The organism is Allopontixanthobacter sp. (assembly GCF_034376665.1).
GTDB lineage: Bacteria > Pseudomonadota > Alphaproteobacteria > Sphingomonadales > Sphingomonadaceae > Allopontixanthobacter.
Genome location: NZ_JAXMJI010000102.1, coordinates 1 through 15,283 on the forward strand (window position 1 = coordinate 1; position 15,283 = coordinate 15,283).

Sequence of the window (15,283 nt, forward strand, 5' to 3'; positions counted from 1 at the left end):
TGCAGGCCTGCGGCGTCGACCTTGGCGAACTGGGCGATGCGGTGACGCATTATCTCGACAACGAGCTCGACTCGCTCAAGGTCGCCGAAAAGACCGATCCGGCGCCGACCTCCGGCTTCCAGCGCGTGGTCCAGCGCGCGATCCTGCATGTCCAGTCCTCCGGCAAGGACACGGTAACCGGCGCGAACGTGTTGGTTGCGCTGTTTTCCGAGCGCGATTCCTATGCGGTCTATTTCCTGCAGCAGCAGGACATGTCGCGCCTCGATGCGGTCAGCTTCATCAGCCACGGGATCGGCAAGGGCGGCAAGCCGGCCGGCAGCAGCATCGCGCCGCAGGGCGTGGACGACCCTGCCCAGGCGGAAGAAAAATCGAGCGACACCGGCAACAAGAAGGATTCCGCGCTCGACCAGTTCTGCGTGGATCTGAATGCCAAGGCGCTGGCCGGCAAGATCGATCCGCTGATCGGGCGCGGCCCCGAAGTCGACCGGACGGTGCAGATCCTGTGTCGGCGCTCCAAGAACAATCCGCTCTATGTGGGCGATCCCGGCGTCGGCAAGACCGCGATCGCTGAGGGTCTTGCCCGCAAGATCGTGGAGGGCGACGTGCCCGAAGTGCTCGAAGAAGCGGTGATCTATTCGCTCGACATGGGCAGCCTGCTGGCGGGCACTCGCTATCGCGGCGATTTCGAGGAGCGGCTGAAGCAGGTCGTGTCCGAGCTCGAAAAAATGCCTCACGCGGTCCTGTTTATCGATGAAATCCATACGGTTATCGGCGCAGGTGCGACCAGCGGCGGGGCGATGGACGCGTCCAATCTATTGAAACCGGCCCTGTCCGGCGGAACCATCCGCTGCATCGGATCGACCACCTACAAGGAATTCCGCAACCATTTCGAGAAGGACCGCGCCTTGCTGCGCCGGTTCCAGAAGATCGACGTCAACGAACCGACCGTCGAAGACACGATCAAGATCCTCAAAGGCCTTCGCTCTGCCTTCGAAGACCATCACAAGGTGAAATACACCCCCGATGCGATCAAGACCGCGGTCGAACTTAGCGCGCGCTACATCAACGACCGCAAATTGCCCGACAAGGCGATCGATGTGATCGACGAGGTCGGCGCGATGCAGATGCTGGTGCCGCCCAGCCGCCGCAAGAAGAAAATCACCTCCAAGGAAATCGAGCAGGTCATTGCGACCATGGCGCGCATTCCGCCCAAATCCGTCAGCAAGGACGACAAGGCCGCGCTGCAACATCTCAGCCGCGACCTGAAGCATGTCGTGTTCGGCCAGGACAAGGCGATCGCGGTGCTGTCGACGGCGATGAAGCTCAGCCGTGCGGGCCTGCGCGATGCGGACAAACCGATCGGCAGCTTCCTGTTTTCCGGCCCCACCGGCGTCGGCAAGACCGAGGTTGCACGCCAGCTCGCCAGCATCATGGGCATTCCGCTGCAGCGCTTCGACATGTCCGAATACATGGAACGCCACAGCGTTTCGCGCCTGATCGGTGCGCCTCCGGGCTATGTCGGCTACGATCAGGGCGGATTGCTGACCGATGCGATCGATCAGCAGCCGCATTGCGTGTTGCTGCTCGACGAAATCGAAAAAGCGCACCCCGATCTGTTCAACATCCTGCTGCAGGTGATGGATAACGGCCGTCTGACCGACCACCACGGCAAAACGGTCGATTTCCGCAATGTCGTGCTGGTGATGACCACCAACGCCGGCGCGGCGGACATGGCCAGCCAGGGCATCGGCTTCGGCGATGTTTCCAAGGAGGATGCCAGCGAAGAAGCGGTGAAGAAGATGTTCACCCCCGAGTTTCGCAACCGCCTGGATGCCATCGTGCCGTTCTCCTACCTCGGCAAGGAAACCATCGCCCGGGTGGTGGACAAGTTCATCCTCCAGCTGGAATTGCAGCTGGCCGAACAGAACGTCCATATCCAGTTCGACAGCGACGCGCGCAGTTGGCTGGGCGAAAAGGGTTACGACCGTCTGTACGGCGCCCGTCCGATGGGCCGGTTGATCCAGAACGAGATCAAGCAGCCGCTGGCGGAAGAACTGCTGTTCGGCAAATTGTCCGGCGGCGGCGAAGTCCATGTCGGGGTGAAGGACAACAAACCAGCCTTCGAAATGACCCCCGCCCCGCCGAAAACCGCGCCAAAGCGCAAGGCCAGGGCCAAACCGGCTGCGAAAAAACCGGTCCGGTCCAAGCCCGAAACTTCGGCAGAGGACGGAGTGGGCGACAAGAACGAGGAATAATCGGGCTGCGTCCTGCGTTCGCGCGCGCAGTTGCCGGAACGCAGGACGCTTGCCGAACATTCCTTGAAGGATGAGCGCCGACTTTTCCTGGATCCAGCCCGAGCCGCACGGGATCTACATTCCGCCTGCCGATTGCTGGATCGATCCCTCGCGCGCGGTGGACAAGGCGCTGGTGACCCATGGCCATGCCGATCACGCGCGCGGCGGGCACGGGAAGACGGCGGCCACCCCGGAAACGCTTGCGATCATGAAGCTGCGCTATGCCACCGATGCGGGAGCGGTCCCGGTCTCCTATGGCGAAACATTGCGCCTGCCGGGCGGCGTCGATGCGACCTTTCTGCCGGCCGGCCATGTGCTGGGATCTGCGCAGATATTGCTCGACCGCGCAGGCGAGCGGGTGATCGTGACCGGCGATTACAAGCGGCGGGCGGACCCCACCTGTCCGCAGTTCCAAGTCACCCCATGCGACATCTTGATCACCGAGGCGACTTTCGGTTTGCCGCTGTTCATCCACCCGCCGATCGAGGACGAGATAGGCAAGCTGCTGCAGGCGCTGGCGGATAATCCGGACGCCTGCGTGCTGGTCGGAGCCTATGCGCTGGGCAAGGCGCAGCGGGTGATCGCGGAATTGCGCGCGGCCGGACATTGGGCCCCGATCTATCTCCACGGCGCGATGGAAAGGATGTGCCGGCTCTACGAGGAATGGGGCGTCGAACTGGGCGAATTGCGCCTGGTGGCGGATCATTCGAAGGACGATATGCGCGGTGCCATCGTGGTGTGCCCTCCGTCCGCGCTGAATGACCGGTGGAGCCGCCGGCTACCCGACCCGATCACCGCCATGGCCAGCGGGTGGATGCGCGTGCGCCAGCGCGCCCGGCAGCGCAATGTCGAACTGCCCCTGATCATTTCCGACCATGCCGACTGGCACGAGTTGACCCGCACTATCGAGGAAGTGAACCCGCAGGAAAGCTGGATCACCCACGGGCGCGAGGAAGCACTGCTACGTTGGTGCCAGCTCAACCAGCGCCGCGCACGGGCGCTGGCGCTGGTCGGCTATGATGACGAGGACGACTGAGGTGGGGCGCTTACTTGATCGCCGCCAAATCCTGCTCAACCCTGGCGAGGATGTCATCGGTGATCGCGCCGCCCGAGAACGGCTGGACTGCCCGCAGGCTCATGCTCTTGAACATGTCATAGGATGCGTGCGTCGTGGTGCCGGGCAGATGTTTGTCCAGCACCGCCTTGGCAGCCGGGTCCGCAGCCAGGGCTTCGATCGGGGTGTCGAGCGTATATTTCGCGGCGAGCGCTTCCCCGGCTTCTACGGGCGGCGCATCCTGCGCGACAATCGGGGCAAACGGCAGCAAGGCGGCGGCGGCAAACAACGCAATCTTCATAACAGTCGGTCCTTGTGTGAAACTGTAACCCGATGGGCGATAATGAAAGATTTCGGGCGCGCCTATGCAAAATCGTCAGCGCTGCCGGAGCGGCGCTGACATGGAAGCCTTCGCCGCCCTGCTCGACCGCCTGGTCTATACCGGCAGCCGCAATGCCAAGCTGGCGCTGATTGCGCGCTATCTGCAGGAAACGCCCGATCCGGACCGCGGTTGGGCGCTGGCCGCACTGACCGACGGGCTGGATTTCGCGGCGGTCAAGGGATCGACCATCCGCAATCTGATGGCGGACCGTGTCGATCCGGTGCTGTGGGCGCTCAGCCGGGACTTTGTCGGCGACACGGCGGAGACCGCCAGCCTGCTGTGGCCGGAGCCCCTATCTGACGTCATGCCGCCACCGACCGTGGCCCAAGCTATTGAATTGCTTGGCGGGATGACCCGCGCGAGCGCCCGCACCGAACTTGCCGGTCTGCTCGACCGGCTCGATCCCGCGGGCCGCTACGCGCTGTTGAAGATGGCAACCGGCGCGATGCGGATCGGCATTTCCGCGCGGCTGGGCAAGGTCGCGTTCGCGCAGGCGTTCGAGGTCCCGGTGGAGGAAGTCGAGGAATATTGGCACGGCCTGCAGCCGCCCTATGCCGAATTGTTCGCCTGGGCAGCAGACGGCGCCGCCCCGCCGGACACCGGAAGCCTGCCGCTGTTCCGGCCTTTCATGCTGGCCCATCCGCTCGAGGAAACCGAAGTGTCGCTGGAAGACTATGCGGCGGAGTGGAAATGGGACGGGATCCGCGTGCAGCTGGTTCATGTTGCTGGCGAAACCAGGCTCTTCTCGCGTTCGGGTGACGACATTTCGGCGACTTTTCCCGAATTGCTGCCCGCGCTCTCGATCTCCTCGGTTCTGGACGGGGAATTGTTGGTCCGGGGCAGCCATCAAGGCGGGGAAAGCGGCGGGGCGGCCAGCTTCAACGCGCTGCAACAGCGGCTGGGGCGCAAGACGGTAAGCAAGAAAATGCTCGCCGAAGCGCCCGCGTTCGTGCGGCTGTACGATGCGTTGGTGATCGAGGGCGAGGATCTGCGCGCTTTGCCATGGTCCGAGCGGCGGGAGCGGCTCGAGCAATTCGTCCTGCGCTTGCCGGACGAACATTTCGACCTGTCGCAGATCGTCGAAGCCGAGGATTTCGCGCAGCTCGCGCAGATCCGGGAAAGCGCCCGCGACGACGCGATCGAAGGGCTGATGCTGAAACGGCGCGACAGCCCTTATGTCGCCGGGCGCAGAACCGGGCTGTGGTACAAATGGAAACGCGATCCGCTGCTGATCGATGCCGTGCTGATGTATGCGCAGCGCGGCAGCGGCAAACGGTCGAGCTTCTATTCCGACTACACTTTCGGCTGCTGGAACGGCGATCCCGATGAAGGCGCGGAATTGCTCCCGGTCGGCAAATCTTATTCCGGATTCACTGACGAGGAACTGAAGAAGATCGACCGGCACGTGCGGCAGAATACGCTAAACCGGTTCGGCCCGGTGCGCGAAGTCGAGCGCAGCCTGGTGTTCGAAGTCGCATTCGATTCGGTGCATCCGAGCAAGCGCCATAAATCGGGCTTGGCAATGCGGTTCCCGCGGATCCATCGTATCCGCTGGGACAAGCCGGCGCATGAAGCGGACCGGATCGAGGCACTGGAGAAGCTGATTCGGGATTAGATTGCCTCAGGGCTTTCGTGCGCCTAACGGGCATTTTCATGCAGCCCAAAATCCTTACCACGATGAAGGATTACAATCTTTCGTTGTTCCTTGCCGACGCCCTCGCCGGGCTGACGGTGGCGATGGTCGCCCTCCCGCTGAGCATTGCCATTGCCATTGCATCGGGCGCCGATCCGGCCAAGGGCCTCATAACCGCGATTGTCGGCGGCTTGCTCATCTCGCTTCTGGGCGGCAGCCGCGTACAGATCGGAGGGCCGACCGGCGCCTTCATCGTCGTAGTGTTCAGCGTCATCGCGGATCACGGTTATGACGGGTTAGTCCTGGCCACCATGATGGCCGGAATCCTGATGATCGTTGCGGGTTGGCTAAGGATCGGCAATCTGATTGCCTATGTCCCCGAAGCGGTGGTGAACGGGTTCACCATCGGCATCGCGATCATTATTGCCACCAGCCAGCTCAACGATTTTTTCGGACTTGGGATCGCCAAGGTTCCGGCCGATTTTATCGAGAAGATCCCCGCATTATGGGCCGGGCGCGGCGATCTGAATCTGTATGCCCTTGCCGCTGGCGCTGGCGGATTGGCGCTGATCCTGCTGCTACGGAGGCTGTTTCCGCGCCTGCCCGGCCTGATTGTGGCGGTCGGCGCGATTTCGGCGGTGGTCGCGATTGCCGGGCTGCCGGTGGACAGCATCGCATCGCGTTATGGCGAATTGCCCCGAGGCTTGCCAATGCCCAGCCTGCCATCGATAACTGCCGCCCGCATGGCAGAGCTGTTGCCGTCGGCCATGGTGATCGCCTTTCTGGCCTCCGTGGAATCGCTGCTTTCGGCGATGGTTGCAGACCGGATGATCGGCAGCCAGCATCGCCCCAATGCAGAGGTTTCTGCGCAAGGCTGGGCCAATCTCGGATCTTCGCTGTTTGGCGGAATGCCCGCCACCGGGGCGATTGCCCGCACCGCCACCAATGTTCGCGCCGGGGGCAAGACGCCCGTGGCGGGCGTGCTGCATGCGGTGTTCATCCTGATCATCATGTTGGTCGCCGCGCCGCTGGCAGGCTATATGGTGATGCCCGCACTGGCCGCGCTGCTGCTGGTGACGGCATGGAATATGAGCGAACCGCATAAATGGCGCGAATATTGGGCGCAGCCGCTGGAACAACGCGGGCTGCTGCTGCTGACATTGGTGCTGACTGTCGTTTCGGACTTGACCGTCGCCATCGGAGTGGGGGTTGCGTTGGGGTTGGCGCTACGCCTGCGCGACAGCAAGCTGCGTCCGGAAGGCTGGGCCGGGCCCGACCGATAAGCGATTGGGTGGAAGGAACATCACGGTTCCACCTGAAACACTTTCTCCCGACTAGTCGCGCCGCGCAACAAGCGCAGCCGGGACGGCGGCAGACCGAGCGCTTTGGCCAGAAGTTTCAGAACGGCATCGTTCGCTGCGCCGCCGTCCGGCACCGCGCGCACCTTGACCATCACGCGCAGTCCTTCGATCGAAATTCCTTCCGACCGCGCCCCCGGCGTGACCCGCACGGCCAGCCGCCCCTGAGCATCGGCCAGCACGCGAATGGCGTCGGCAGGCGGTAGATCAGCCTTGGGCCGCGCCATCGACGGCCGCCCGATGATCGCGCGCGTTGTGGGCGTAATGCATCACCCCTGCGCGCATGCCCATGATCGCGGCATCATCCAACGCGCGCATGAAGCGGGCCGGGCGTCCGCCCCACAGGCTGCGTGGTTCCATCACCTTGCCTTCGGTCAGCATCGCACCCGCCGCCAGCATCGCATCCGAACCGATAATTGCCTTGTTCATGGCGATCGCACCGAGCCCGACGAAGCCGCGGTCGTGGATGGTACAGCCGTGCACCATGGCGAGGTGGCCGATCAGCACATCGTCGCCGATGATCAGCGGCGATCCGTCCGGGTCGCCCCCAGGGATATCGAGCCGAGGGGGATCGCAGTGGAGCACGCTGCCGTCCTGCACATTGCTGCGCTGTCCGATGACGATCCGGCTGACATCGGCGCGCAGCACGCAATTGTACCAGATCGAGGAATCCGCCCCGATTTCGACATCGCCGATGATCCGGCACCCCGGGGCGATGAAGGCGCTGTCATGGATCTGCGGGGTTTTGCCATGGATCGAAATGATCGTGACATCGGGCCTTGCGGTCATCGCTGCATCTCCCATTCCTCGCGCGAAATCGAATAGACGATATGATCGCGCCACGGCGGGTCGAAGCGCGTGTCGGGATAGTCGAGGTCTTCGCGCCGCCGCATTCCCAACCGGATCATCAGCCCCCAGCTCGGGCGGTTGTCGACCACGGTTATGGCAATGATCTGTGCCGCGCCAAAATCGTCGAAACCGGCCCGGAGCGATGCCTCCGCAGCTTCGCGCGCATAGCCTGCTCCCCAGGCATCTTCACGCAGCCGCCATCCGATTTCCATCTCGCCGGTTGCCGTGCTGCCGGGCGCATCGGCACGTTTGAGGCCGCAGAAACCGAGTGCCTCGCCCGCCAGATGCCCGCCATCGGGCTTGCGTTCCACCAGCCAGAAGCAATGCCCATGGGCGGCGGCACATTGCTCGACTCGCGCGCGCTGCATCGCCAGCCCTGCGTCGTCGAGCAATCCGCCAAGCCATTCCATCACGGCTGGCGTATTGGTCACGCGGAAGAACGCCTCCCAATCCCCCTCGCTGGTAAAATCGCGAAGGATCAACCGTTCGGTTTCGAGGCGGAAATCAGCCATTCTGGAGCCGGGCATTCAGCAGCCGGGCAGCATGGGCCGCGTGATAGGTCAATATGCCGGTGCAGCCGGCGCGCTTGAACGCCATCAGCGTTTCCAGCACCAGCGCATCGCGGTCCCCCGCGCCCGCCGCAGCGGCGGCTTCGATCATCGCGTATTCGCCGCTCACCTGATAGGCGAACACCGGCACCTCGAAGCGCGCTTTCACCTTCGCCACGATGTCGAGATAGGGCAGGCCCGGCTTGACCATGACACTGTCGGCACCCTCGGCAATATCCAGCGCCACTTCGCGCAAGGCCTCTTCGCTGTTCGCCGGGTCCATCTGGTAGCTTTTCTTGTCGCCTTTCAGCAATCCGCCCGATCCCACAGCATCGCGGAACGGGCCGTAGAAGGCGGAGGCGTATTTCGCGGCATAGGCCATGATCTGGACATTGTGGTACCCGCCCATCTCCAGCGCCATCCGGATCGCCTTCACCCGCCCGTCCATCATGTCGGACGGAGCGATGATGTCCGCGCCGGCCTCGGCCTGGTTGATCGCCTGGTCGACCAGCACCGCCACCGTGTCATCGTTGAGGACATAGCCGCCATCATCGACCAACCCGTCCTGCCCGTGCGCGGTGTAGGGGTCGAGCGCGACATCGGTGAGAATTCCGATGCCCTCGCCGCATTCCGCGCGCACGGCGCGGATTGCGCGGCACATCAGATTGTCCGGGTTGATCGCTTCGGCGGCGTCATCGCTGCGCCGGTCTGCTTGCGTGTTGGGAAACAGCGCGATGCACGGAACGCCGAGGTCGATCGCTTCCTGCGCGCGCGCCACGATCCCGTCGACCGACCAGCGGGAGACGCCGGGGAGCGATGCAACCGGATGTTCCACTCCCGTGCCTTCGGTCACGAACATCGGCCAGATCAGATCCGCCGGGGTCAACACGGTTTCACGGTGGAGCGCGCGGCTCCATTCAGTGGCACGGCTGCGGCGGAGACGGAGTGCGGGATAGGAAGCAGTCATGCGCCCCTGTTGCCCGATTTGCGCAGAAGTTCAATCGGCAGTGCACCGATCTGCCGGTTCAGCCGACTTTCTTCGGTGCCACGATCTTGTCGATTTCGCGCACGGGAGCTTCGGGTTCGCTCGATACCGGCGTCATGTTTGCCAGCGCAGCGCCCGCTTCGACCGTCTTCAGCTTCGCCAGCGATGCGCGGAATTCTCTCAGCTCCGCCCCGGACAGTTCCGCCCGGGTGACGAAATTGACCGTCGCGGGATCGACCGCCCGGCCGGACCGGTACATTTCATAATGGAGATGCGCGCCGGTCGACAGGCCGGTCGAACCGACATAGCCGATCACCTGCCCGCGCCGGACCGACTGGCCGCTGCGGACCGCCATCCGGCTCATGTGGCAATAGCGGGTCTGCAGGCCGCCGCCATGATCCAGCCGCATCGCGTTGCCGCAGCCGCCCATCCGGCCGGCGCCGCTGACCCTTCCATCGGAGACCGCAACGATCGGGGTGCCGTGGCCGGCGCGGAAATCCAGCCCCGAATGCATCCGCCGGTAACCCAGGATCGGGTGGCGGCGCATACCGAAGCGGGAGGAGACGCCGCCCGGGACCGGTGACACCATCCCGCTGCGCTGTTCACCCACGCCCGACGCTTCGAAAAAGCGCCCGTCACGGCCCCAGCGCATCAATTGCGTGGCCGGCTTGCCGCTGCGTTCGATGCCGGCAAACAGCAGCTGACCCGCCTGACGCTCGCCCGTGGCGGCGCGTTTATGCGCGATGATGATGTCGAAGGTGTCGGTGGCGCGGACGGAACGGTCCATATCGACCTGCTCGCCCAGCGTCTTGAGATATTGCTGCACCGCGCTGGCGGGCGCGCCGGCGGCGCGGGCGGATCGGTACAGGCTCTGCCCTACGGTTCCGCGAATGCGCAGCGGGGTTTCGTCCACTTCGATCGGCTTGCGCAGCAGGGCCAGATTTCCGCCGACCCGCTCGATCGACAGTTCGAGGTCGAAGCGGGCGCGGAAATTGAGCGCATCGAGCGGACGCGCCTCACCCGGAGCGGGGCGCCGTCCCAGGGTGATGTCAACGGTCGTGCCAGATTCGATATCCTGCAGCGGCATGGTGCGCGCGACGAGGTCGCTGACCCGGGCGGCATCCCCCGAACCGACCCCCGCGCGCTGCAGCATCCGGCCGAAACTGTCGCCCCGCACCAGCGTCGCCAGCATTTCGATCTGCGGCCGTTCGGGCACCGACTTCAGCGGCACAACCGCCTGCGTCGCACCCATGTGGCGGCCGCTGTCGGCGCCAAGCGCCAGCGGCATAATCATCTGGCTGCGGAATTCATCGCGCGCGCTGTCGTTGATCGCCATCGCCGGGGCGGCTTCGACCGGGGAAAAATCGGGCCAGAACGCCAGCGACAGGGCGGACAGGCCAAGGAAGGTGCCAAATCCGCGGAACCACCGGCGGCTGCCGATTTTCTCGGCGAGATCCGGTGCAAGGTCCACCGTCTCCAGCCTGGCCGACAGAGAGAGCCGCCATTCTTCGAACCGGTCGGCAAGACTGTGGGTGCGCTGGATCACAATCCGGTCATCGTTTACGCAATTTGCAGATTTGATGGCGGCCGGGATCGACAGTGCAAGAGCGGGTTCGCCGGACAGGATCTGGCTGGGGCACAGCTCGACCGGGTCGGAAGCTTCCGACCCGCCGCCTGTGATCCCGTCCATTTCGCGCGAAGTGTACAGCGCGACCTCCCTATTCGGCCCCATGGCGATAATCGTGCCAGGGCCGTTGCTGATGGTCTTTGACTGTTTCCCTGCACATTTAAAGTTAATACCGATTTAAAGTGCGGTGACCTGCGTCAAGTTTGAGGCAAGCCGTGCATTTGCGGCTGTTAATGGCGGGAACGGCGAGGTTGTGAATTCTCGGGCGGGGTGCCACATTGGCTCATGTGACCCGTCCCCCTCTCGACGCTTCCCGGATCAAGGCGGTCCTCGGTCCGACGAATACCGGCAAGACCCATCTGGCAATCGAGCGGATGTGCGGCCATTCGAGCGGCGCAATCGGCTTCCCGCTGCGGCTGCTGGCGCGCGAAGTCTATGACCGGGTCGTCCGGATCAAGGGCGCAGCGCAAGTAGCGCTGATTACCGGCGAGGAACGGATCGAACCCCCCGGCGCGCGCTATTACTGCTGCACCGCCGAAGCGATGCCGGCCCAGCGCACGCATGACGGCGGCACCCACAGCTTTCTGGCGCTGGACGAGGCACAATTGGGCGCGAACCGCGAACGCGGGCATATCTTCACCGACCGGCTGCTCAATGCGCGCGGGCGGGACGAAACCATGCTGCTGGGTGCGGCGACGCTGGAGCCGATGGTGCGCGCGCTGCACCCCGATGCTGAGATCATCAGGCGCCCGCGGTTTTCCACGCTTACGCACATCGGCCCGCGCAAACTGTCGCGCCTGCCGCCGCGCAGTGCAATCGTCGCCTTTTCTGCCGAACAGGTTTACGCGGTGGCGGAAATGCTGCGCCGGTTTCGCGGCGGTTCGGCGGTAGTGATGGGCGCACTGAGCCCGGAAACGCGCAACCGCCAGGTCGAATTGTTCCAGTCGGGCGAGGTCGATTACATCGTCGCCACCGATGCCATCGGCATGGGTCTGAATCTCGACATCAACCATGTCGCCTTCGCGTCGCTGACCAAATACGACGGGGTTCGCAAACGCCGCCTGATGCCCGCCGAAATGGCCCAGATTGCCGGGCGCGCAGGGCGCCATCAGCGCGACGGCACCTTCGGCGCGCTCTCGGGCATCGGCCGGGATGGACGTCATGACGGCGAACCGGTCGAATTCACCGAAGAAGAAATCTACGCGATCGAGGAACACCGTTTCGCGCCGCTGACGCAGCTTTACTGGCGCGATTCGCAGCCGCGGTTCGACACGCTGGCCGGTTTGATCGGCGACCTCGAAAGCCCGCCCGAAAACCCGGCGCTGACGCTCGCGCCCGAAGCCATCGACCTCGCAGTCCTCAAGCGGCTCGTCGATGAACCCTGGGCGGACCAGATCAAGGGCCCCGGCAACGTCCGCCGGTTTTGGGAGGCCTGCAGTCTGCCCGATTTCCGCCAGCATGGTACCGAAACGCACAGCCGGTTCGTGGCGCGGCTGTGGCAGGATCTCCAGCAGGGCCATATCGGTGCCGATTACGCCGCCTCGCGGATTTCCGAGCTCGACAATATGCAGGGCGACATTCACGCGCTGCAAGGCCGGATTGCCGCAATCCGCAGTTGGGCGTATATCTGCCAGCGGCCCGACTGGGTGCTCGCCCGCGACGAAATGGCTGCGCGGGCGCATGCGGTCGAAGCCAAACTGTCGGATGCGCTGCACGGGCGTCTGACGGAAAGATTTGTCAACCGGAGGACTGCGATCCTGATGAAATCAATGGGCCAGGATGCATCGCTGCTTGCCGTGAGCCTCTCGGATGACGGTGTCCTTTCGGTGGAGGACGAACCGATCGGCCGGGTGGAGGGCCTGCGCTTCTCCGTCGATCATGGGACCAGCCACGCCGACCGCAAGATGCTACTTGCCGCGGGCGAGAAAGCCATGCCGCGCATTCTTTCGGACAAGGTCGATGCCTTGTTGGCCGCCGATCTGGCAGGCGTGGAGCTGAAGGATGGCGCGATCTGGTGGGAAGGCCAGCGGATCGCCGAGCTCTCGGCGGGACCAAGCGCGGCAAGCGCCCGGCTGGTGCCGGACCGCCAGCTGAACCAGCTGCCCGATGGCGCGCGTTTGAAACTGGTCGCCGCCCTGGAGGCCTGGCTCGCGGCCCGGATGGCCCCGCTCGCTCCGCTGGCAAAGCTGGAAGAGGCATCCCGCGACCCCGCGGCGGGATCGGAGGCCCGCGCGCTGCTGCTGTCGCTGATCGCCGGTCACGGTCATCTGACCCGGCAGGCAGCGGGGCTGGAACATCTGCCCAAGGAGACCCGGCCGTTCCTGCGGCGCATCGGGGTGACGTTCGGCGCGCTCGACATATTTGCCGCTGCCCTGCTGAAGCCTGCCCCGCGGCAATTGCTCAACCAACTCGGCGCGGATCCGAGGCCGCTCAACCAGTCCATGATCCCGGTGATCGACAGTGCGGGCGGATTGCCCACGGGGTACCGCCACGCGGGGAAGCAGGCGGTGCGGATCGATATTGCTGAAAAGATCATCCGCGCGGCCCATGACGCGCGCAGCAGGAGCACCCGGCGCAGGTTTATCCTCGATCCCGCACTGGCGGTTTCCACCGGGTTGACGGCGGACAGCTATGTCCATCTGCTCGGCCAGGCAGGGTTTCGCCGGAACCCCGGCCGGGCGCTGGCAGAGGGCGCGATGGGACCACCGGCACCGGATCAGTGGGAATGGCACCCCTCGCGCGGCCAGGTTGCGCGTCGTCCGCAAGAAAGTTCAAACCCCCGGAACAAGAAGCCTCGAAGCGCCCCCGCGAAACCACATGAGAGGACCGGACCCCCACCCAGAAAGCCAGCCAAACCGGCGGTCACCCGTCCAGCGGTCAACCCCAACAGCGCCTTCGCCGGCCTTGCGGATCTGCTGCGGTAATGCGAATCGATCGGCTGCTGTGCTATTTGCGCTTCGTGAAAACGCGGGGCGGCGCGCAGCGGTTGATCGGTGAAGGGCACGTCCGCCGCAACGGTCAGCGGGTGTGCCGTGCGAGCCAGCCCGTCGGGCAGGGCGATGTCCTGACACTCCCACTTGGCTCGCGGGTAATGGTAGCCCAGATTCGCGCCCTGCCTAAGCGGCGAGGGCCCCCTGCGGAGGCGCAAATGTGTTATCTGCCGCTTGACCCGCAAGACCAATCCGCCATAGCGAAATCCGCCGACCACTCGTTTTCAAACCACCGGACCTAAGGGGAACGCGCAGCCATGACCTATGTCGTCACCGAGGCGTGCATCAAATGCAAATACACCGACTGCGTCGAAGTCTGTCCGGTGGACTGTTTCTACGAAGGCGAGAATATGCTGGTGATCAATCCCAGCGAATGCATCGACTGCGGTGTGTGCGAACCGGAATGTCCGGCCGAAGCAATCCTGCCCGATACCGAAGACAATCTCGAAAAATGGCTTGAGCTCAACACCAAGTTCTCCGCGGAATGGCCCAATATAACCAGCCAGAAACAGCCGCCTGCCGATGCGGACGAGCACAAGGGCGAAGAGGACAAGTTCGACAAATACTTCACCCCCGAACCGGGTGAAGGCGACTAGAGAACCTGCCGCGCCGCCATCGGCGCCGAGGTAAATTTTGTAGTTCGGCCGCTGCGAATCGGCCCTTGGGTCGCGCCGCGGCGGCAATTTGCATGCGGGCTGGAAATTCGCCGCTACATATGTTATATAATGCGCAACTGTAAGGGCCAGCCGCATTTCGGCCGCGGTCCGGCAGGCGTAGTATCTGGAAAGGCGCAGACCACCCAACCTCAGCAGTAATTCCAAATTTGGCCGTGCAAGCGCGCGGTCCGCAGGACATTTGACTGGCGTTCGGGGTATTGCCCACACGAAAGGATTTTATATGGCAACCAAGGCAAACGCCTTCGATGTCGGCGATTACGTGGTGTATCCCAAGCACGGGGTAGGCCGGGTGATCGAGCTTCAGAATGAAGAAATCGCCGGGATGCAGCTCGAACTGTATGTCCTGCGGTTTGAAAAGGAACGCATGACCCTGCGCGTGCCGACCAACAAGGTCGACGCGATCGGGATGCGCAAATTGTCGAGCGACAAGACGCTGAAGGAAGCGATGGAAACGCTCAAGGGCAAACCCAAGGTCAAGCGGACCATGTGGTCGCGCCGGGCGCAGGAATACGAAGCGAAAATCAATTCCGGCGACCTGGTTTCGATCGCCGAGGTTACGCGCGATCTGTTCCGCCCGGAAGACCAGCCCGAACAGAGCTATTCCGAACGGCAGATTTTCGAAGCGGCGTCGAGCCGCCTTGCCCGCGAACTCGCGGCCATGGAAAAGACCGACGAACCCGCCGCTCTTCTGAAGATTCTCGACGTGTTGCGCGAACACGCACCGCAATATTACGAGAATGCCGAGCAGGCGTAAGCGCGCCGCCACTGTTCGGCCAACGCGCCGAATCCATGAAAAAGGGCTGCCCCCAAGGGCGGCCCTTTTTCATTCCTGCATAAGGTATGCTTGCCATTGCCCCTTTACTGTATTAGTCTAGCAATACAGATA

The 15,283-nt window shown here is 63.8% G+C and carries 14 protein-coding genes; 8 read left to right on the top strand and 6 right to left on the bottom strand.

Features of this window, described 5'->3' with window-relative positions:
• Together clpA and U0988_RS11390 are read left to right on the top strand one after the other, a co-directional pair.
• On the top strand, positions 1-2,255 hold a 2,255-nt coding region (gene clpA, locus U0988_RS11385), incomplete at its 5' end, for an ATP-dependent Clp protease ATP-binding subunit ClpA (RefSeq protein WP_322292745.1).
• 70 nt (positions 2,256-2,325) lie between these two features.
• The gene (locus U0988_RS11390) at positions 2,326-3,330 is read left to right on the top strand and encodes a ligase-associated DNA damage response exonuclease (protein ID WP_322292746.1); all 1,005 of its coding nucleotides are present in this window, start codon (positions 2,326-2,328) and stop codon (positions 3,328-3,330) included.
• Between the two features lie 10 nt (positions 3,331-3,340).
• Here U0988_RS11390 and U0988_RS11395 read toward each other — a convergent pair whose 3' ends face one another.
• Positions 3,341-3,649 (bottom strand): hypothetical protein, encoded by a 309-nt coding sequence (locus tag U0988_RS11395; protein WP_322292747.1) that lies wholly within the window; start codon positions 3,647-3,649, stop codon positions 3,341-3,343.
• Between the two features lie 100 nt (positions 3,650-3,749).
• Here U0988_RS11395 and U0988_RS11400 point away from each other — a divergent pair, with 100 nt between their 5' ends.
• Positions 3,750-5,345, top strand: coding sequence for a cisplatin damage response ATP-dependent DNA ligase (locus U0988_RS11400; RefSeq protein ID WP_322292748.1), 1,596 nt, complete (start codon positions 3,750-3,752; stop codon positions 5,343-5,345).
• 38 nt (positions 5,346-5,383) lie between these two features.
• Entirely contained in the window at positions 5,384-6,646 is a 1,263-nt protein-coding gene (locus U0988_RS11405) for a SulP family inorganic anion transporter (RefSeq protein WP_322292749.1), read from the top strand.
• 20 nt (positions 6,647-6,666) lie between these two features.
• Here U0988_RS11405 and U0988_RS11410 read toward each other — a convergent pair whose 3' ends face one another.
• Genes U0988_RS11410 through U0988_RS11430 form a run of 5 tightly spaced genes read right to left on the bottom strand, consistent with a single transcriptional unit; the run spans position 6,667 to position 10,835 of the window.
• The gene (locus tag U0988_RS11410) at positions 6,667-6,948 is read right to left on the bottom strand and encodes a DUF167 domain-containing protein (protein WP_322292750.1); all 282 of its coding nucleotides are present in this window, start codon (positions 6,946-6,948) and stop codon (positions 6,667-6,669) included.
• Positions 6,929-7,510, bottom strand: a complete 582-nt coding sequence (locus U0988_RS11415) for a gamma carbonic anhydrase family protein (protein WP_322292751.1) — start codon at positions 7,508-7,510, stop codon at positions 6,929-6,931. The genes U0988_RS11410 and U0988_RS11415 overlap by 20 nt, the downstream gene beginning before the upstream one ends.
• Positions 7,507-8,082 (bottom strand): GNAT family N-acetyltransferase, encoded by a 576-nt coding sequence (locus U0988_RS11420; protein WP_322292814.1) that lies wholly within the window; start codon positions 8,080-8,082, stop codon positions 7,507-7,509. The genes U0988_RS11415 and U0988_RS11420 overlap by 4 nt, the downstream gene beginning before the upstream one ends.
• The gene (hemB, locus tag U0988_RS11425; RefSeq protein WP_322292752.1) at positions 8,075-9,085 is read right to left on the bottom strand and encodes a porphobilinogen synthase; all 1,011 of its coding nucleotides are present in this window, start codon (positions 9,083-9,085) and stop codon (positions 8,075-8,077) included. The genes U0988_RS11420 and hemB overlap by 8 nt, the downstream gene beginning before the upstream one ends.
• Positions 9,086-9,143: 58 nt before the next feature.
• On the bottom strand, positions 9,144-10,835 hold the full coding sequence (locus U0988_RS11430) for a M23 family metallopeptidase (protein WP_322292753.1): 1,692 nt from the start codon (positions 10,833-10,835) through the stop codon (positions 9,144-9,146).
• Positions 10,836-11,017: 182 nt separating this feature from the next.
• Between U0988_RS11430 and U0988_RS11435 the strand changes: the two genes are divergently transcribed.
• The 4 genes from U0988_RS11435 (at position 11,018) to U0988_RS11450 (ending at position 15,151) form a co-directional block, all read left to right on the top strand.
• Positions 11,018-13,654: a helicase-related protein gene (locus tag U0988_RS11435; RefSeq protein WP_416172392.1), complete on the top strand. Its 2,637-nt coding sequence runs from the start codon at positions 11,018-11,020 to the stop codon at positions 13,652-13,654.
• The gene (locus U0988_RS11440) at positions 13,654-13,962 is read left to right on the top strand and encodes an RNA-binding S4 domain-containing protein (RefSeq protein ID WP_322292754.1); all 309 of its coding nucleotides are present in this window, start codon (positions 13,654-13,656) and stop codon (positions 13,960-13,962) included. Before U0988_RS11435 ends, U0988_RS11440 begins: the two co-directional genes overlap by 1 nt.
• Before the next feature lie 15 nt (positions 13,963-13,977).
• A complete protein-coding gene (fdxA, locus tag U0988_RS11445; protein ID WP_322292755.1) occupies positions 13,978-14,316 on the top strand; it encodes a ferredoxin FdxA in 339 nt (112 codons plus the stop codon).
• Positions 14,317-14,617: 301 nt separating this feature from the next.
• On the top strand, positions 14,618-15,151 hold the full coding sequence (locus tag U0988_RS11450; RefSeq protein WP_322292756.1) for a CarD family transcriptional regulator: 534 nt from the start codon (positions 14,618-14,620) through the stop codon (positions 15,149-15,151).
• Positions 15,152-15,283: the final 132 nt, after the last annotated feature.

Coding starts and splice junctions, on each gene's coding strand:
- U0988_RS11400 (WP_322292748.1), top strand. CDS start 3,750: ATGGAAGCCTTCGCCGCCCTGCTCGACCGCCTGGTCTATACCGGCAGC.
- U0988_RS11450 (WP_322292756.1), top strand. CDS start 14,618: ATGGCAACCAAGGCAAACGCCTTCGATGTCGGCGATTACGTGGTGTAT.
- U0988_RS11440 (WP_322292754.1), top strand. CDS start 13,654: ATGCGAATCGATCGGCTGCTGTGCTATTTGCGCTTCGTGAAAACGCGG.
- hemB (WP_322292752.1), bottom strand. CDS start 9,085: ATGACTGCTTCCTATCCCGCACTCCGTCTCCGCCGCAGCCGTGCCACT.
- U0988_RS11410 (WP_322292750.1), bottom strand. CDS start 6,948: ATGGCGCGGCCCAAGGCTGATCTACCGCCTGCCGACGCCATTCGCGTG.
- U0988_RS11430 (WP_322292753.1), bottom strand. CDS start 10,835: ATGGGGCCGAATAGGGAGGTCGCGCTGTACACTTCGCGCGAAATGGAC.
- U0988_RS11420 (WP_322292814.1), bottom strand. CDS start 8,082: ATGGCTGATTTCCGCCTCGAAACCGAACGGTTGATCCTTCGCGATTTT.
- U0988_RS11395 (WP_322292747.1), bottom strand. CDS start 3,649: ATGAAGATTGCGTTGTTTGCCGCCGCCGCCTTGCTGCCGTTTGCCCCG.
- U0988_RS11415 (WP_322292751.1), bottom strand. CDS start 7,510: ATGACCGCAAGGCCCGATGTCACGATCATTTCGATCCATGGCAAAACC.
- U0988_RS11390 (WP_322292746.1), top strand. CDS start 2,326: ATGAGCGCCGACTTTTCCTGGATCCAGCCCGAGCCGCACGGGATCTAC.
- U0988_RS11405 (WP_322292749.1), top strand. CDS start 5,384: ATGCAGCCCAAAATCCTTACCACGATGAAGGATTACAATCTTTCGTTG.
- fdxA (WP_322292755.1), top strand. CDS start 13,978: ATGACCTATGTCGTCACCGAGGCGTGCATCAAATGCAAATACACCGAC.